The sequence below is a fragment of the Aeromonas sp. R4-1 genome (genome assembly GCF_040908325.1).
GTDB lineage: Bacteria > Pseudomonadota > Gammaproteobacteria > Enterobacterales > Aeromonadaceae > Aeromonas > Aeromonas veronii.
On record NZ_JBFODM010000037.1, the window covers coordinates 64082 to 79783 of the forward strand.

Sequence of the window (15702 nt, forward strand, 5' to 3'; positions counted from 1 at the left end):
CCTGTGTCATCAGCCAGCGGTCAACTCAGTCAACGGTCAATTATGTCTCTACGGATCTTGCATCACCTTCTGCTCCCCCTCTGTGCACTCTCTGCGCTGCTCCCCTTTGGCAGCCAGGCGCTGACTATCGGAACGGGCCCGCTCAACGGGGTCTACTACCCGACCGGTGGCGCCATCTGCCGGGTGCTCAATGCCGGCCATGCCCTGCATGGGGACAGCTGCACCGTGCAGAGCACCCGTGGCTCGATGGCCAACCTCAAGGCACTCGACAAGGGGGACGTACAGCTGGCGCTGGTGCAGTCCGATGTGTTGCACCACGCCCTGCACGGCACCGGCCCCTTCAGCGGGCAGGGGGCCAACAATGAGCTGCGCAGCCTGTTTCGCCTCTATCAGGAGTCGCTGACCCTGCTGGCTGCCCCCAATAGCGGCATCACCACCCTGGCAGATATCGAAGGGAAGCGGGTTTATCCGGGCAACAACGGCGCCGGTGAGCAGATCACCAGCCAGGCCCTGATGGCGGCCATGGGATGGCAACCCGGGCAGTTTGCTGCCTATCAACTCAAGTCGGACAGCGAACCGCTGGAAGGGCTGTGCGATGGCTCGCTGGATGCCGCGTTTGTGGTTGCCGGTCACCCCAGTCTGGCGGTCGGCGACCTGATCAGCCGCTGCAAGGTGCGCCTCATCCCCATCGAAGGGGAGCAGATCGACACGCTGCTCAAACAACACCCCTACTACCAGCGCAGCCGCATCGCTGCCAACCTCTATCCGGGGCAGACCACCGCCATCAACAATATCGGAATGAGTGCCGAACTGGTGGCGCTGGCCAGCCTGCCGGACCCAATCGTCCGAACCGTGCGCGATACCCTGCTGGCCCGGGTCAAACAGTTCAGCCGGCTGCATCCTGCCCTGAGCAAGGTGACCCCCGAGCAGTTGCAGGCGCAAACCGAGCTGCCCCTCCATGCGGGGATGTCGGATCAACCGCCAGCTCCCTTGTCACTGACCCCCGAGCAGTTAACCGCGGAACAGCTGACGCCGGAGCCGTTAACACCAGCGCCATCGGCCTCGGAGGCTGCGCCCACGGCAGAGCAGGTGAGTGCCGCCGACGGGACGACTGTTCCCCTTGAAGCCCCCTCCGACGCGACCGCCACCAGCAGTGCCGCAATGGCGACAGAAGCCACAGAGGTTAATCCCTTGCCCGAGGAGGCGCTCGAGATCACCCCCGAGCTCACTGCTACGCCGACCACCGAGGGTGAGAGCATGGCCCCTTCGGCCGCAGCGTCAACGGTTCCATCACCATCGGCTGCCGCTTCGACTCAGTTGCCACAGAGCGTCTCTGCTGCCACTGCGCCGCAAGAGCAGGCAACCCAGCCTGCCACCAGCGCAGTGACTGGCGAAACCCCACCGCAGGATAAAACCGATACACTTCCCTCCCCTGCTACCAGCGCAGCCACACCGCTGCAACCCTGAATGGTCAGCGCCCACAAATGCATCAGGGCAGCCTCGGCTGCCCTGATTATTGATATGCGCTCGACAGTAGCGAAGTCGATTGGCCTGCTCACCTTGCCGCCCCGCTACGGCTCCATCACCCGGGTCAGATAGGGGTTGGGCTTCTGGATCTCCTCCTCCACCCAGTGCAGCAACTGCTTGATGGCCCTTGATAACACCTGATTCTGGCGCACCACGTAGCCCAGACTGGTACCGGGAAAGTCGCCAAGGCTGGTGACCGGCGCGGTGAGGTTGAGGCGCGGATGCAGGGAGAAGTCCGGCACGATGGCGACACCAAAGCCCGCCTCGGCCCAATCGAGCTGGGCGTCCACGCTGCCCACCTCCATGATGCGGCAGGGGGGCAAGGCCAGCAGCGGCAGGGACGGGTCGATCAACGCCCGGGTGCGGGTGTCGTGACCGAGCAGGATCAGGGTCGGCTCGTCGAGGGGGTCGCTCTCTCCCGCCAGCGCCCGTGCCTGCCAGCGGGCAAGGCCGTGACCCAGCGCGCACCAGGTCACCTGTTGCAGCTCGGTATAGAAGAGTGGCTCACTGCGCTTTTGCGCCATCACGAAGCCCAGATCCGCCTTGCCCGCCTTGACCAGCTCGGCCGCCTGATCCGAAGTGGTGTTGAACAGGGTAAGGTCGATGCCGGGGAACTCCCGCTTGAAGCGCTGGAACGGCTGGATCAGCAGCAGGCGGGAGATGATGTCGCTGGCGGCGATGGCCAGCGTCCCCTGGCTGAGCTGGTTGAGGGCATTGAGATCGGACTGGCAGAGCTGCAACTCGGCAATGGTGCGCTCGGCGCTTTGCAGCAGCCGCTCCCCCGCCTGCGTCAGGCGAAACGGACTGCGCTCGATCAGCCGCACCCGGGTCGCCTGCTCCAGCCGCTTGATATGTAGGCTGACATTGGGCTGGGTCATGTGCAGTTCGGTGGCGGTCTGGCCAAAATGTTGCAACCGGGCCAGGGTGACAAAGGTTTGCAGCCAGTGAATATCCAGCATAAGAGTCCCTCAACCCGCGAGGTGCGGGGCTTGTCAGGCAAAATCGAGCAGTTTGCCGCTTAATTAGCCATGATTATATGGTTCTCTTATCGGAATTATAAAGATAATTAATTTTTCTAATCCGCATCAGGCTCCTAGGATGGACGCCTAACGTCTTAGGAGAAAGAGTCATGTCGTCTATCGTAGTCGTAGGTGCTAACTGGGGTGATGAAGGCAAAGGCCGCATCGTGGATTATCTGGCAGGTCAAGCTGGCGCCAGCATTCGCTTCCAGGGCGGCAACAACGCTGGCCACACCGTGGTCAACGACCTTGGCACCTTCAAGCTGCACCAGGTTCCGAGTGGCGTATTCAACCCGGATTGCCTGGTTGTCCTCGGCCCGGGCATGGTGATCAGCCCCGAGAAACTGACCGTCGAGCTCGAGGAAGTCAAAGCCTCCGGCGTGACTCCGAAGCTGGCCATCTCTGACCGCGCAACCCTCTGCCTGCCGCTGCACGCACTGGAAGATACCCTTGAAGAGCAACGTCTGGGTGACGGCGCCTATGGCTCCACCCGTCAGGGCATCGCCCCTGCCTACGGCGATCGCGTCATGAAAAAAGCGATCCTGGTCGGCTGGCTGAAACAGCCGGACGTACTGGTCGAGCGCATCCAGTTCATGCTGGACTGGAAACTGCCGCAGATGAAGGCTATCTACCCCTCCTTCGAATTCACCCAGACTGCCCAGGAGATGGCTGACTGGCTGCTGGAAGTCTCTGCACCGTGGATCGACGCCGTGTGCAACGTCAGCATGCCGCTCAAAGCGCTGCAGGCCGAAGGCAAGACCCTGCTGTTCGAAGCCCAGCTGGGCGCTGGCCGTGACCTGATCTACGGCGAATACCCCTGGGTCACCTCCTCCCACGTATCTGGCGCCTACGCCGGTATCGGTGGCGGTCTGCCAGGTCTGCGCCCGGAGCGCGTCATCGCTGTGGCCAAGGCATTCAGCTCCTCTGTCGGTACCGGCACCCTGCTGACCGCCATGGAGAACCAGGACGAGTTCCGCAAGATCACCAATGAGTTCGGCGCTACCACCGGCCGTCCCCGTGATGTCGGTTACTTCGACGCCGTCGCCACCAAGAACGGTGTCGAGCTGCAAGCCGCCACCGAAGTGGCCCTGACCAAGCTGGACTGCCTGACCGGTCTGCCGGATCTGAAGATCTGCGTGGCCTACGAAGGTGCCCACACCGAGAACCCGATTTGGCCGCAAACCGCTGCCCTGAAGCCGGTTTACGAGCAGATGGAAAGCTGGAGCGAAGACATCACCGGCTGCCGCACCTTTGAAGAGCTGCCGCGCGCTGCCCAGCAGTACGTGCTGCGTATCGAAGAGCTGCTCGGCGTACCGGTTCCGATGGTTTCCGTCGGCCCGGGCCGTGACGAGATGATCCTGCGCTAAGCCGCATTTCTCATCGTCAAACAAAAAACCGGCATCCATGATGCCGGTTTTTTTATGGCTGCGATTTACCCTCTCGCCATAAAAACAACTAAAAGGCTCAATTAACTCACTAATCGACAGCACATTGAGTCGTTCTGCAACAACATCCTGCGCCACCCTCGCTAAAGTGAACCCGTTACCACACGAGGAGTCACCCGATGAAATTGCTCAAACAGAGTGCCCTGTTGCCACTGCTCTGCCTGACGGCCATGCCAGCCTTTGCCATGACCCTGAAGAGCACGGACATTCACGAAGGCCAGTTGATGGACAAACAGTTCAGCTTCAACGGCTTTGGCTGCAGCGGCGACAACCACTCGCCCCAGCTGAGTTGGCAAGATCTGCCGGCAGGCACCAAGAGTGTTGCCATCACCGCCTATGACCCCGATGCCCCCACCGGCAGCGGTTGGTGGCACTGGCTGGTGGTGAACCTGCCTGCCACCCAGAGCGAGCTGGCCAGCAATGCCTCCGGCAAGCTCAAGCAGGGGTTGGAGATCCGCACCGACTTTGGCAGCCAGGGTTACGGCGGCCCCTGCCCGCCCGCTGGTCACGGCATGCACCGCTATCAGTTCACCGCCTGGGCCCTGCCCCATGATCTCGAGGTAAAGGCTGATACCCCGCCGGCTATGGTAGGCTACATGCTCAACAGCATGGCGCTCGGCAAAGCCACCCTGACCACCACCTTCGTCACCCACTAGGAGCCAACCGGATGAGCACTCCCCTGCTGCAACAGAGCCACTATCTCGGGATCCGCCAGCAGCCCCTGCACCGGGTGCTCATCTATGCCCCGACCCTTATCTGGGTCACCCAGGGGAGCAAGCAACTATGGTGGCGCGAGCGACGTCTGTCGTTTGACAGGGAGCGCTGGCTGCTGATCCCGGCAGGCCACCAGCTCACCTTCGTCAATCAGCCGGAGCAGGGCAAATTTCGCTCCCACGCCATCACGCTGCTCACTCCGCCGCCACCAGAATGGCTGGCCGAGTCAGCCCCTTCCCACGCCGATTTGGAGGAACCCGCCGTCAAGGTCACCCCCGGGCTCGCCTTCTGCTTTGAACTCATCAGCACCATGGCCGAACGGGGACTGAGCGAAGCAACACAGGCCGAACTGCTGCGCGGCTTCTATGCCGAGCTGCGGGCCGCCAACGCCCTCGGGTTACTCTTTCCCGCCAGCACCATGACTCTCGCAGAGCGGCTGGCACGCTACCTGGCGGTGGAACCCGGCATCGACCACACCCTGGAGGCGGTGGCCCCCCACTTCTCCATGAGCCGCGCCTCCATGGTGCGCAAGCTGGCCGCCGAAGGTCGCAGCTTTCGCCAGTTGCTGGCTCAGGTGCGGATGAGTCACGCCCTCAACCTGTTGCAACAGGGCCTGACCCCGCTGGAGGTCGCACTCGCCTGCGGTTATGACTCCCCCAGCCGCTTTGCCGCCCGCTTCAAACAGGAGTTCGGCCTGACGCCCCACCAATACCTACACACCTGCCCATCCACCCTGCTCAGTCACGCCAGATAGTCGATAAGTAACTTCTCTGAAGAGAGTGACTGCCAGCAGTTGTGTATCCTTGGGCTGCGCAATGGATGGCAACATCCATAATGCAAAAGGCCTCCGGATGGAGGCCTTTCTGTTTTCACTCAAGTTGCACTCATACAATACCTGCCACGCTGCGGGTACGGGCTCGTCTTAGCCGTTCGTGAGCGGCAGAGAGAGCCGTTTGGCCAGTGCCTGGAAGTGCTGGCTCACCTCAGCCCCGAACAGGGGGTCGCCAATGGCGCGGTTTTGCCAGTTTTGCTCCAGATGACGCCAGTCATCCTCGGTCAGGGAGTCACGCAGATGGGGGAAGATCACCCCCTCTTCATAGTTCATGTGCGCCTCTTGCAACTCCACGAAGCGCTCCAGCTTGGTAGTGAACTGATCGAGGGGGATCACCGCATCCATCAGGATCATCTCCACCATCTCCTTGAGATCGGCCCCGGCCTCCAGCAGCTTGACGTGCTCCTCCTGCAGGCGGTTGGCGACCTCACCCTCCACCACCCGATATTTCAGGTAGTAGTCATAGATGAGGTCTTCCTTGGGATGGTGGTACTTGTCAGAGACCTCCCGCAGGTAGTCGATGACATCGCGCACCAGAAAATAGCTGATGGGCTCTTCGGCACGGATGGCTGCCAGCTTGTGCTTGAGCAGCTCCAAAAGTCGGGCGATGTTGAGATGGTCCTTGTGCAGACTGGATAACATGGGCACTCCTTGGCTCTGAATTAATCTTATGTCCCTGAGTATACGGTCATTTGTCGCCCGAACTTTGCACTCAATCAAGTGGGATGCAGACAGATTTCCACTCTATCGGACTCTTACCCTGTTGTTCCAGCAAGCGATTGGTCTCGCTAAAGTGACCGCAACCGATGAAACCGCGGTGGGCAGAGAGGGGGCTCGGGTGCGGCGCGGTCAGCACATAGTGGCGCTGGCGGTCGATGAAACGTCCCTTCTTCTGGGCGTGGGCACCCCACAGCAGGAACACCACACCCTGACAACTGGCATTGATCTGCTCGATGACCCGATCGGTAAAGGTCTCCCATCCCAGATGGGCGTGGGAATGGGCCTGACCGGCCTGCACCGTCAGCACAGTGTTGAGCAGCAAGACTCCTTGTTTGGCCCAGGATTCGAGAAAGCCGTGATTGGGTGTGACGAAACCTGGCAGGTCACGCTGCATCTCTTTATAGATGTTGACCAGTGAGGGAGGCGTACGCACGCCGGGCAGAACGGAGAAGCAGAGCCCGTGCGCCTGATTGGGGCCGTGGTAGGGATCCTGCCCCAGGATCACCACCTTGACCTGATCCAGCTCGGTCAGCTTGAAGGCATTGAACACATCGGTAGCTGGCGGGTAGATCACCTTGCCCGCTTCCCGCTCGGCTCTGACAGTTGCCAGCGTACTCTTGAAATAGTCCTGCTCTTTCTCAGAGCCAATCACATCACTCCAGGTCAGCACCCCGGCCTCCTCACTTGATACGGCGAAGGGCTCAGGATAGGGGGCCAGCCCGCAAGACGCAACCGTGGCTCACGCTTTCCAGAGCCTGGCGAGGCGCCCCGAGCGCTCCAGCTTGCGCAGGCCGCTATTGAACAACAGCATCAGACGGCGCGCCTCGGGATCGGCTTTGCGCATCAGCAGGTATCCCGGTTGCGACCAGATGGGGTCGGCGGCACCGGTCAGTGACAGCGATTGGGGATGACGAACGAGCGCCTGCTGGAACAGAGTCTGTGCCACCTGCTCATCCATCACCAGATAGTGGACTCGCCCGTCGAGCAGCTTGCCCATGCTCTCCTCATCGGAATCTGACCACTCGAGGGTGAGCCCGGCTTGGCGAGCGGCAAAACCATCGCCATAGAAGTAGCCACGGGTCACCCCGACCGGCTCGTGTTTCAGCTCACCCAGATTGACCGCGGGCGTACCGGTAAGCGTCATCAGGCGAGTAGTGAAATGGCCGAGCGAGGCGGAGAGATAGAAAAGCTGCTCCCGTTCGCGGGAGCGAAACCAGGGCATGGTGACCACATAGCGCCCCTCCAGAGTCAGTCGGTAAGCCTGGGCCCAGGAATAGAAGTGAAAGCTGACATCGAGCCCCTCTTCGGCAAAGGCCTGGCGCACCACCTCACAGAGAAAGCCCTGATTGGACAGCGCCTTACTGATATAAGGTGGCCACTCGCCCACAGCAATACGCACCGTCTCGGCCCGCACCGCAACACTGCTTGCCCAGCAACAGAACAGGGCCAGCCATGCCCACTTTCGCCACCCATTATTCACCCGGCACTCTCCTCGCTTTTTTTGCTGAGTGTAGCCATCCCCTCAATTAACCTCAGAAAAAGCCGAAAAGATGTAGTTAAATTACTAGATTAACGAGATAAAAGATGCATAATTTTGATATCTTACAAAATCAGAAAAATGACCTATTTTTGATTCAACTCAAGAATTTAATCCCATTTAAATGGCGCTTTATTGATTTTTATTGATCTAGATCAATTTTAGTAATATTACCAACATGGTATATATGACCCCATCAAAGCAAAGGTGTAAGGCAAGGGCCCTTTAAGCCACCGCAATTAACGGTAGCTTAAATACATCAGGGTAATTTCCTTACAGTTGGATTCGCGTTCCCATTGAGGAGTCATACCATGATCAAAGGCATTCAAATCACCCAGGCCGCCAACACCGCTCTGCTGAACTCTTTCTGGCTGCTGGACGAAGAGAAGCAACAAGCTCGCTGCATCTGCGTCAAAGGCGATGCTTTCGCTGCTGATCAAGAAGTGCAACTGGCTGACCTGGGTCAGTTCGAATACCGCGAACTGCCGGTTCAGGCTGAGCCTGCTGTTGAAGGTGGCCAGCACCTGAACGTCAACGTGCTGCGTCGCGAAACTCTGGAAGATGCTATCGAAAACCCGGAGAAGTACCCGCAGCTGACCATCCGTGTATCTGGCTACGCAGTGCGTTTCAACGCCCTGACCCCGGAACAGCAGCGTGACGTGGTTACCCGTACTTTCACCCAGAGCCTGTAATCAGCGCCCTGCAGTGAAGAGCTGATACTTGCGGTATCAGCACAAAAAACGGCCTGTCGGCCGTTTTTTTATACGTGCTTTCACTGGGCAAGCGCAAAAAACAAGGCCTCGCATTGCGAGGCCTTGTGATAAGTGCTTGTCCCATCAAGCAGAGGTATCCAGGGGCTCAAAACCCTTGATCAGGTCATCGATGGCCTTCATCTGTTTGAGGAAGCCTTCCAGCTTGTCGAGCGGCAGGGCGCTCGGGCCATCACAGCGGGCAATTTTCGGATCCGGGTGTGATTCGATAAAGAGACCGGCCAGACCGACCGCCATGCCGGCGCGCGCCAGCTCGGTCACTTGCTCGCGACGGCCACCGGAGGCGGCACCCAGCGGATCACGGCACTGCAGGGAGTGGGTCACGTCGAAGATCACCGGATAGCCACCGGTGCTCTTCTTCATCACGCCCAGACCCAGCATGTCCACCACCAGGTTGTCGTAGCCGAAGTTGGCACCGCGCTCGCACAGGATCAGCTGTTCGTTGCCGCACTCCTCGAACTTGTCGGTGATGTTCTTCATCTGGCTTGGGCTCAGGAACTGCGGCTTCTTGATGTTGATGACGTTGCCGGTGCGGGCCATGGCTTCCACCAGATCGGTCTGGCGTGCCAGGAAAGCGGGCAGCTGGATAACGTCAACCACCTCGGCGACCGGCTTGGCCTGATGGGGTTCGTGCAGATCGGAGATGACCGGCATGCCGAAGGTCGCTTTCAGCTCCTGGAAAATCTTCATCCCCTCTTCCAGACCCGGACCGCGGTAGGAGTGGATGGAGGAGCGGTTGGCCTTGTCCCAGCTCGCCTTGAAGACAAACGGGATGCCCAGCTTGCTAGTCACTTCCACGTACTTCTCGCACACTGCCATCGCCATGTCGCGGGATTCCAGCACGTTCATGCCACCAAACAGCACGAACGGTTTGTCATTGGCAACGTCGATCTGGTTGATCTTGATATTCTTCTGTTCCATCTAAGACTTCCTTAATGAAGGGGCCTGAAGCCAAGTTACTCCGTTGCAGCCGAGCGCTGCGGCCTTGATATTCTTCTGTTTAAGTTTCAAGCCGCCCTTAATGGAGGGGCTTGGGGCTCAGATCCAGCGCGGCCAGCTGTACTTTCAGCACATCGGCGACCGGATCGTCCGGGCATTGTTCAATAAAATATTCAAAATCGTCGGCGGCCTGGCGCGGGCAATCGAGCTGCTCGTAGATAAAGCCGCGATCCCGCGTCTCCAGCGGATCGCCGGGCTTCATCCGCAGCAACAGCTCGCTGCAACGCAGTGCCTCGGGCATGCGGTCTTCCCGCAGCAAGGCCCCCTTGCTGACATTGAGCAGCCGTTCGATGATCTCCCACTGGCCGGAGGGCTGCAGGTAGTCGGGGGTCAGGGTCGCCAAGTCCCCCAACGCACCGCGCAGCAGCAGCTCGATGCGGGCCAGACTCAGCTCGTCGCCGGTAAAGGGGTCGACATAGACCTCCCCCTCGCCACCGGCAAAGCTCACCAGGAAGTGGCCGGGGAAGCAGATCCCCTCCACATCGAGCCCAAGCTTGCGCCCCAGCTGGATGATGAGAATGCCGAGGCTGACCGGGATCCCCTTGCGCTGCACCAGCACCTGATTGAGGTCACAGTTGTTGGCAGAGAAATAGTCCTGCCAGTCGCCATGAAAACCGAGGCTGTGGTAGAAGCCCTGCAGCAACTGCTGGCGCACCTCGTCGCAGGTGCCCTCTTCGATCTGCTCATCCAGCCACTCGTCCAGCAGGTTCAACTCGCGGATCCCCTCCTCGACCGAGCCATAAATTTCGTCACTGACTGACAACGCCAGCTCGGTGATGTCGTGGGCTTCGAAATCGGTCCATTCGTCTATGTGTAACATTCTCTTCATGCCTTAGCCGAACACACTCGTCTGTTTGAGCACTGCCAACTTGGCAATAAAGTAGATCCAGCCGAGCGCCCCCAGAAAGGAGCACCAGCGCACCAGATTGCTTTTGGCCAACCGCAGCGCCATCGCCGCCAGAAATACCAGCACCAGAATGGCCATCAGCTTCTCGCTGAGCCAGGGCGTTCCGTTATTGAGCGGGTTGAGATCCAGCACCATACAGAGCAATACGCCGGAGAGCACCACCAGACCGTTGAGCCAACCGCTGACCTTCATCACCGGCGCGCTATAGGCTCGGCCAGTGGCGGTCTGTACCCAGTAGAAGCGGAGCATAAACATCAGCACGGCCCCGGCTATCAGGGTGAGGTGCAGGTGTTTGAGCACAAAAACCATATTCAATCCTTGCATGGGGGCGCACAGGCAACCCGCCGTGTAACAGTAAGGGGCTGTCAGCGCAGCGGGCAGAGGCCCAGCGTCACCCTGTCGTTATCCCCGTAATCGCGCACCGTGGCTACCTCGCGGTAACCGCCATCGCGCAGCAACTGACGCACCGCCTCCCCCTGATCCCAGCCATGCTCCAGCAGCAACCAGCCATCGGCCAACAGATAAGCGGGGGCATGGGCCACGATGTGGCGGATATCAGCCAGCCCGGCGTCATCGGCAACCAGCGCCGAGCGGGGCTCAAAGCGCACGTCACCCTGCTCGAGATGGGGATCGGCGCCATCAATATAGGGGGGATTGGAGACAATCACCGCAAAACGTGGCGTTTCGTCGCGATCCGGCTCGCCAAGGGGCTCGAACCAGCTGCCATCGCGCACCTCGATGGGTAACCCCAGCGCGGCGCTGTTCTCGCGAGCCAGCGCCGCAGCATCCGCCATCCGATCCACCGCCCACACATCGATTTCGGGCCGCTCGGACTTGAGCGCCAGCGCGATGGCGCCGGTGCCGGTGCCGAGATCCAGCACGACGCAAGGACCTTGCGGGATTCTGGTCAGCGCCTGCTCGACCAGCACCTCGGTATCGGGGCGCGGGATCAGGGTCGCCGGGCTCACTTTCAGCGGCAGCGACCAAAACTCCCGCTCGCCAACGAGATGGGCGATGGGTTCGCCGTTGAGACGACGAGCCAGCCACCCCTGCAGAGTGCCCTGCTGGGCGGCATCCAGCTCACGCTCGGGCCAGGTCATCAGATAGCTGCGACGACACCCGAGCAGATGGCAGAGCAGTACATCGGCGTCGGCGCGGGGGGATTCTCCCCCAGCCAGCACGGTCATGATATGGGCGCGGGCCTGCTGGATCTGCATCAGTGCCACTCCACCTTATGGGCAGAACACTTAATGCGAGCTTGCCGGATCACCATTTGCATCAGTTGTTCTCGGCCAGCGAGGCGAGCTGATCGGCCTGATACTCTTGCACCAACGGGGTGATGACGCAGTCCAGATCCCCTTCCAAAATTTCGGAGAGGCGATAGAGGGTCAGGTTGATGCGATGCTCGGAGAGGCGACCCTGCGGGTAGTTGTAGGTACGAATGCGCTCGGAGCGATCACCGGAGCCCACCAGATTGCGGCGGGTGCTCTGCTCGGCAGCGCGGTGGCGCTCATCCTCGGCCGCTTGCAGGCGGGCTGAGAGCACCGACATCGCCTTGGCGCGGTTCTTGTGCTGGGAGCGCTCGTCCTGACACTCCACCACCAGACCGGTCGGCAGGTGGGTGATGCGGATGGCCGAGTCGGTCTTGTTGACGTGCTGACCACCGGCACCGGAGGCGCGGAAGGTATCGATCTTCAAGTCGGAAGGGTTGATCTCGATCTGCTCGGCTTCCGGCACTTCCGGCAACACGGCGACGGTACAGGCGGAGGTGTGCACCCGCCCCTGAGATTCGGTCTCCGGTACCCGCTGTACCCGGTGACCACCGGATTCAAACTTGAGGCGGCCATAGACGCGCTCGCCGTCGATCTTGGCGATCACCTCCTTGTAGCCACCGTACTCACCGTCATTGCAGCTGACGATGGAGACGCGCCAGCCCTGACGCTCGGCAAACCGTGAATACATGCGGAACAGGTCACCGGCAAAGATGGCCGCCTCGTCGCCACCGGCACCGGCGCGGATCTCCAGATAGCAGTTATTGTCATCCTTGGGATCCTTGGGCAGCAACATCAGTTGCAGCTCCTGCTCCAGCGCCTCCAGATTGGCCTTGGCGAGCGGCAGCTCCTCCTGCGCCATCTCGCGCAGGTCAGCATCGTCCTCCTCCAGCATCATCTGGGTGGTCTCCAGATCATCCTGCGCCTGACGGTAACGCTGGAAGGCGTGAACGATATCTTCCAGCTGGGCATATTCGCGGGTCAGGGCGCGGTAGCGATCCTGATCCGAGACCACGTCTGGCTCGCCGAGCATGGCCTGTACTTCTTCGTGGCGCTCGATGAGGCCTTCCAGCTTTCTGATCAGTGACGGATTCATAACTCTTGCATTCTCAATGGAGGACGGGACAACCGGCAGTTTGCCCGAAAATTATGGCTCTTGTGACAACCCCAGCGCCTGCCGCAAGCGGGAGAGCTCGCTCTGATCCCCCTGGGAGGCAGCCTGGCGCAACGCCTGGGTCGGCGCGTGGATCAATTTGTTGGTGAGGCGATGGGCCATCGCCTTGAGCGCCTGTTCGGCACTCTCGCCCTGCGCCAATGCCAGCAGGGCCCGTTGCAACTCTTCATCAGCCACTTGCTGTGACTGATGGCGGTAATCGCGAATGAGGTCGACCGAGCTCTGGCCGCGATACCAGCCCATAAACTCGTCGCGCTCTTCCTGCACGATCACTTCCGCCTGTGCGGCAGCCCGTTTACGGGTTTCGAGGTTCTGCTCGATGATCCCCTGCAAATCATCCACCGTGTAGAGATAGGCATCGGAGAGCTCATCGACTTCGGCTTCGATGTCGCGCGGCACGGCAATATCCACCAGAAACATGGGTTTGAAGCGGCGGGCCTTCAGCGCGCGCTCCACCATCCCCTTGCCGATGATGGGCAGTGGGCTGGCGGTCGAGCTGATGACAATATCCGCCTCGTGCAGATAGTCGGGGATCTCTTCGAGCGTCATCACCTGGGCACCGAATTCGGCCGCCAGGGTCTGGGCACGCTGCAGGGTGCGGTTGGCCACCATCATCTTGGTGACGTTCTGCTCGCGCAGATGACGGGCCACCAGTTCGATGGTCTCCCCCGCCCCGACCAGCAATACCTTGGTCTGGGAGAGATCGGAGAAGATCCGCCGACCCAGACTGACGGCGGCAAAGGCCACCGACACGGCACTGGCGCCAATCTCGGTATCTGTGCGCACTCTTTTCGCCACCGAGAAGGATTTCTGGAACAGCCGCTCCAGCGCCCCCTTCACCGACTCCGCCTGCTGGGCATGAGCGTAGGATTGCTTGATCTGCCCCAGGATCTGCGGCTCCCCCAACACCAGCGAGTCGAGCCCGCACGCCACCCGCATCAGGTGGCGCACCGCCTCTTCATCGTGATGCTGATAGATGGCAGTGACCAGTTCGGCCGCGTCCAGCCCATGGAACTGCTGCAGCCAGCGCAGCACTTGCTCCTGCCGCTCCTCCTCCAGATTGCAATAGAGTTCGGTCCGGTTGCAGGTGGAGACGATCACCGCCTCGCTGACACCGGGTTGGCTCACCAGCTCACGCAAGGCGCGATCGATGCAGTCCGGGCCAAAGGCGACCCGTTCCCGCAAGGCGACACTGGCGGTGTTGTGGTTGATTCCGAGGGCAAGCAAACTCATGAGTGGGCGACGATCATTTCATACGCTGGGTGCAAAGGCTGCCAATTGTACGAGAAAGGGTAAGTCTTTAAAAGCAATACGGCCGCCCCGTATACTGTGGCAAATTCCTCTCTCTGGAGCCGTCCCTTGCTGCTACGTATTTTTACCCTCACCTGCCTGCTGTTGCTGGCCGGTTGTGCCACCACCCAGCCCCAGCGTGACCAGGTGAACTGGAACCAGGAGCGGACCCGTCTCGAGCAACTGACCCACTGGCAGCTATCCGGCAAGATGGCCATCATCACCCCCCAGCAAAAGGGCAGCGCCCGTCTCAACTGGCAGCAGGATGGGGAGGATTATCGCCTCAACCTCACCAGCCTGATCGGCACCAGCATTCTGGAGCTCTCCCGCAGCAAAGGCGAGATCACCCTGCTCGACAGCGACGGCAATCGCCACCAGAGCCAGGATGCCGAAGCGCTCATCTATCAACTGACCGGCTGGAATATTCCGGTTGCGGGATTGCCAGAATGGATCAAGGGGCTGCCGGGTCAGGCGGAGTTTGAACTCAACCCCGACAGCAGTCTGGCCAGCGTGCGCGACGGCCAGTGGCAGATCGTCTATGGCGATTATCGGGATCAGGATGGCTACCGCCTGCCACACCAGCTGACCATGACCGGCCAGAACAGCCGCCTCAAGCTTCAGATCAACCAATGGACTCTTGCACGTTAATGGCTTCCACACGCTGGCCGGCACCGGCCAAACTCAACCTGTTTTTACACGTCAATGGCCGTCGTCCCGATGGCTATCACGAGCTGCAGACCCTGTTTATCTTCCTCAACCACAGCGACTGGCTCGAGTTTGAGGTGATATCAAATAGCGACACACTCACCCTGACGCCGGCTATTCCCGGGGTGCCGGATGAGCAGAATCTGATTATTCGGGCGGCACGCCTGCTGCAGGCAACCCTGCCGAGCCCGCAAGGTGCCCATATCCGACTAGAGAAAGTGCTTCCCATGGGGGGCGGTATTGGCGGCGGTTCGTCCGATGCAGCAACCACGCTGGTGGCGCTTAACCACCTCTGGCAAGCGGGTTTGAGTGAAGATGAACTGGCAGCGCTTGGCGTCCAGCTGGGGGCCGATGTGCCGGTCTTTGTCCGTGGCCGGGCGGCCTTTGCCGAAGGGGTGGGCGAGCGGCTGCAACCGGTCGAACTGCCCGATGCCTGGTATCTGGTGCTCAAGCCCGATTGCCATGTAGCGACCGCGGCCGTATTCCAGGATCCGGACCTGCCGAGAGCCACGCCTAAAATGGCGCTGGACAACCTGCTGGAAGGCGAGTGGAAAAACGATTGCGAATCACTGGTGAAAAAGCGCCACCCCGAGGTTGCCAATGCGCTCGGCTGGTTGCTAGAATACGCGCCGTCAAGAATGACGGGCACAGGAGCCTGCGTCTTTGCTCAATTTGAAGACGAAGTGACTGCTCGGGAAGTGTTGGCCTGCGTGCCGAAGGGACTTGATGGGTTTGTCGCCAAGGGCGAGAACATATCACCTCTCTTCTCCACATTGCAACAGTTCAAATGAT

17 protein-coding genes are annotated in these 15702 nt (G+C 60.4%); 7 read left to right on the forward strand and 10 right to left on the reverse strand.

Annotated elements, in window-relative coordinates; all coding sequences use genetic code 11:
• The first annotated feature begins 42 nt into the window (after positions 1-42).
• Complete coding sequence (locus AB5Y90_RS05310) at positions 43-1467, forward strand: TAXI family TRAP transporter solute-binding subunit (RefSeq protein ID WP_257124523.1); 1425 nt, start codon at positions 43-45, stop codon at positions 1465-1467.
• Positions 1468-1571: 104 nt separating this feature from the next.
• Here the strand turns inward: AB5Y90_RS05310 and AB5Y90_RS05315 are convergent, their stop codons facing one another.
• On the reverse strand, positions 1572-2486 hold the full coding sequence (locus AB5Y90_RS05315) for a LysR family transcriptional regulator (RefSeq protein WP_257124522.1): 915 nt from the start codon (positions 2484-2486) through the stop codon (positions 1572-1574).
• 170 nt (positions 2487-2656) lie between these two features.
• On the opposite strand from AB5Y90_RS05315, the gene AB5Y90_RS05320 reads away from it, so the two are divergent.
• The 3 genes from AB5Y90_RS05320 to AB5Y90_RS05330 all read left to right on the forward strand — a co-directional run bounded on the left by AB5Y90_RS05320 (position 2657) and on the right by AB5Y90_RS05330 (position 5459).
• Positions 2657-3913 (forward strand): adenylosuccinate synthetase, encoded by a 1257-nt coding sequence (locus AB5Y90_RS05320; RefSeq protein ID WP_005347796.1) that lies wholly within the window; start codon positions 2657-2659, stop codon positions 3911-3913.
• A gap of 197 nt (positions 3914-4110) precedes the next feature.
• Positions 4111-4647, forward strand: coding sequence for a YbhB/YbcL family Raf kinase inhibitor-like protein (locus AB5Y90_RS05325; RefSeq protein WP_368166635.1), 537 nt, complete (start codon positions 4111-4113; stop codon positions 4645-4647).
• An 11-nt stretch (positions 4648-4658) separates the two neighbouring features.
• Positions 4659-5459 (forward strand): AraC family transcriptional regulator, encoded by an 801-nt coding sequence (locus AB5Y90_RS05330; RefSeq protein WP_019445688.1) that lies wholly within the window; start codon positions 4659-4661, stop codon positions 5457-5459.
• Positions 5460-5627: 168 nt separating this feature from the next.
• Here the strand turns inward: AB5Y90_RS05330 and AB5Y90_RS05335 are convergent, their stop codons facing one another.
• The 3 genes from AB5Y90_RS05335 to AB5Y90_RS05345 all read right to left on the reverse strand — a co-directional run bounded on the left by AB5Y90_RS05335 (position 5628) and on the right by AB5Y90_RS05345 (position 7737).
• Complete coding sequence (locus AB5Y90_RS05335; protein ID WP_005362195.1) at positions 5628-6179, reverse strand: hemerythrin domain-containing protein; 552 nt, start codon at positions 6177-6179, stop codon at positions 5628-5630.
• Between the two features lie 70 nt (positions 6180-6249).
• A complete protein-coding gene (gene ung, locus AB5Y90_RS05340) occupies positions 6250-6927 on the reverse strand; it encodes a uracil-DNA glycosylase (protein ID WP_005353881.1) in 678 nt (225 codons plus the stop codon).
• A gap of 69 nt (positions 6928-6996) precedes the next feature.
• Positions 6997-7737: an ABC transporter substrate-binding protein gene (locus AB5Y90_RS05345; protein ID WP_257124521.1), complete on the reverse strand. Its 741-nt coding sequence runs from the start codon at positions 7735-7737 to the stop codon at positions 6997-6999.
• A 368-nt stretch (positions 7738-8105) separates the two neighbouring features.
• Between AB5Y90_RS05345 and grcA the strand changes: the two genes are divergently transcribed.
• The gene (gene grcA, locus AB5Y90_RS05350) at positions 8106-8486 is read left to right on the forward strand and encodes an autonomous glycyl radical cofactor GrcA (RefSeq protein WP_005334936.1); all 381 of its coding nucleotides are present in this window, start codon (positions 8106-8108) and stop codon (positions 8484-8486) included.
• A gap of 144 nt (positions 8487-8630) precedes the next feature.
• Here grcA and kdsA read toward each other — a convergent pair whose 3' ends face one another.
• The 6 genes from kdsA to hemA form a co-directional block, all read right to left on the reverse strand.
• Entirely contained in the window at positions 8631-9485 is an 855-nt protein-coding gene (gene kdsA, locus AB5Y90_RS05355) for a 3-deoxy-8-phosphooctulonate synthase (protein WP_257124520.1), read from the reverse strand.
• A gap of 97 nt (positions 9486-9582) precedes the next feature.
• Positions 9583-10383 (reverse strand): SirB1 family protein, encoded by an 801-nt coding sequence (locus AB5Y90_RS05360; RefSeq protein WP_005362204.1) that lies wholly within the window; start codon positions 10381-10383, stop codon positions 9583-9585.
• Between the two features lie 12 nt (positions 10384-10395).
• Positions 10396-10779, reverse strand: a complete 384-nt coding sequence (locus AB5Y90_RS05365) for a SirB2 family protein (RefSeq protein WP_005334939.1) — start codon at positions 10777-10779, stop codon at positions 10396-10398.
• A gap of 56 nt (positions 10780-10835) precedes the next feature.
• On the reverse strand, positions 10836-11687 hold the full coding sequence (gene prmC, locus AB5Y90_RS05370; protein WP_257124519.1) for a peptide chain release factor N(5)-glutamine methyltransferase: 852 nt from the start codon (positions 11685-11687) through the stop codon (positions 10836-10838).
• Between the two features lie 61 nt (positions 11688-11748).
• Positions 11749-12837: a peptide chain release factor 1 gene (gene prfA, locus AB5Y90_RS05375; RefSeq protein WP_005353897.1), complete on the reverse strand. Its 1089-nt coding sequence runs from the start codon at positions 12835-12837 to the stop codon at positions 11749-11751.
• Between the two features lie 51 nt (positions 12838-12888).
• Positions 12889-14148 carry a glutamyl-tRNA reductase gene (hemA, locus tag AB5Y90_RS05380; protein ID WP_005362209.1) on the reverse strand — a complete coding sequence of 420 codons (1260 nt, stop codon included), beginning with the start codon at positions 14146-14148 and terminating at the stop codon, positions 12889-12891.
• Between the two features lie 126 nt (positions 14149-14274).
• Between hemA and lolB the strand changes: the two genes are divergently transcribed.
• Both lolB and ispE read left to right on the forward strand, forming a co-directional pair.
• Entirely contained in the window at positions 14275-14853 is a 579-nt protein-coding gene (gene lolB / locus AB5Y90_RS05385; protein ID WP_005353907.1) for a lipoprotein insertase outer membrane protein LolB, read from the forward strand.
• Entirely contained in the window at positions 14853-15701 is an 849-nt protein-coding gene (gene ispE / locus AB5Y90_RS05390) for a 4-(cytidine 5'-diphospho)-2-C-methyl-D-erythritol kinase (protein ID WP_257124518.1), read from the forward strand. The genes lolB and ispE overlap by 1 nt, the downstream gene beginning before the upstream one ends.
• Position 15702: the final 1 nt, after the last annotated feature.

Bases quoted from the DNA above. Each gene is read 5' to 3' on its own strand.
- AB5Y90_RS05360 (WP_005362204.1), bottom strand. From the start codon at position 10,383: ATGTTACACATAGACGAATGGACCGATTTCGAAGCCCACGACATCACC.
- AB5Y90_RS05320 (WP_005347796.1), top strand. From the start codon at position 2,657: ATGTCGTCTATCGTAGTCGTAGGTGCTAACTGGGGTGATGAAGGCAAA.
- prfA (WP_005353897.1), bottom strand. From the start codon at position 12,837: ATGAATCCGTCACTGATCAGAAAGCTGGAAGGCCTCATCGAGCGCCAC.
- hemA (WP_005362209.1), bottom strand. From the start codon at position 14,148: ATGAGTTTGCTTGCCCTCGGAATCAACCACAACACCGCCAGTGTCGCC.
- AB5Y90_RS05310 (WP_257124523.1), top strand. From the start codon at position 43: ATGTCTCTACGGATCTTGCATCACCTTCTGCTCCCCCTCTGTGCACTC.
- AB5Y90_RS05325 (WP_368166635.1), top strand. From the start codon at position 4,111: ATGAAATTGCTCAAACAGAGTGCCCTGTTGCCACTGCTCTGCCTGACG.
- AB5Y90_RS05315 (WP_257124522.1), bottom strand. From the start codon at position 2,486: ATGCTGGATATTCACTGGCTGCAAACCTTTGTCACCCTGGCCCGGTTG.
- AB5Y90_RS05335 (WP_005362195.1), bottom strand. From the start codon at position 6,179: ATGTTATCCAGTCTGCACAAGGACCATCTCAACATCGCCCGACTTTTG.
- prmC (WP_257124519.1), bottom strand. From the start codon at position 11,687: ATGCAGATCCAGCAGGCCCGCGCCCATATCATGACCGTGCTGGCTGGG.
- grcA (WP_005334936.1), top strand. From the start codon at position 8,106: ATGATCAAAGGCATTCAAATCACCCAGGCCGCCAACACCGCTCTGCTG.
- kdsA (WP_257124520.1), bottom strand. From the start codon at position 9,485: ATGGAACAGAAGAATATCAAGATCAACCAGATCGACGTTGCCAATGAC.
- AB5Y90_RS05365 (WP_005334939.1), bottom strand. From the start codon at position 10,779: ATGGTTTTTGTGCTCAAACACCTGCACCTCACCCTGATAGCCGGGGCC.
- AB5Y90_RS05330 (WP_019445688.1), top strand. From the start codon at position 4,659: ATGAGCACTCCCCTGCTGCAACAGAGCCACTATCTCGGGATCCGCCAG.
- ispE (WP_257124518.1), top strand. From the start codon at position 14,853: ATGGCTTCCACACGCTGGCCGGCACCGGCCAAACTCAACCTGTTTTTA.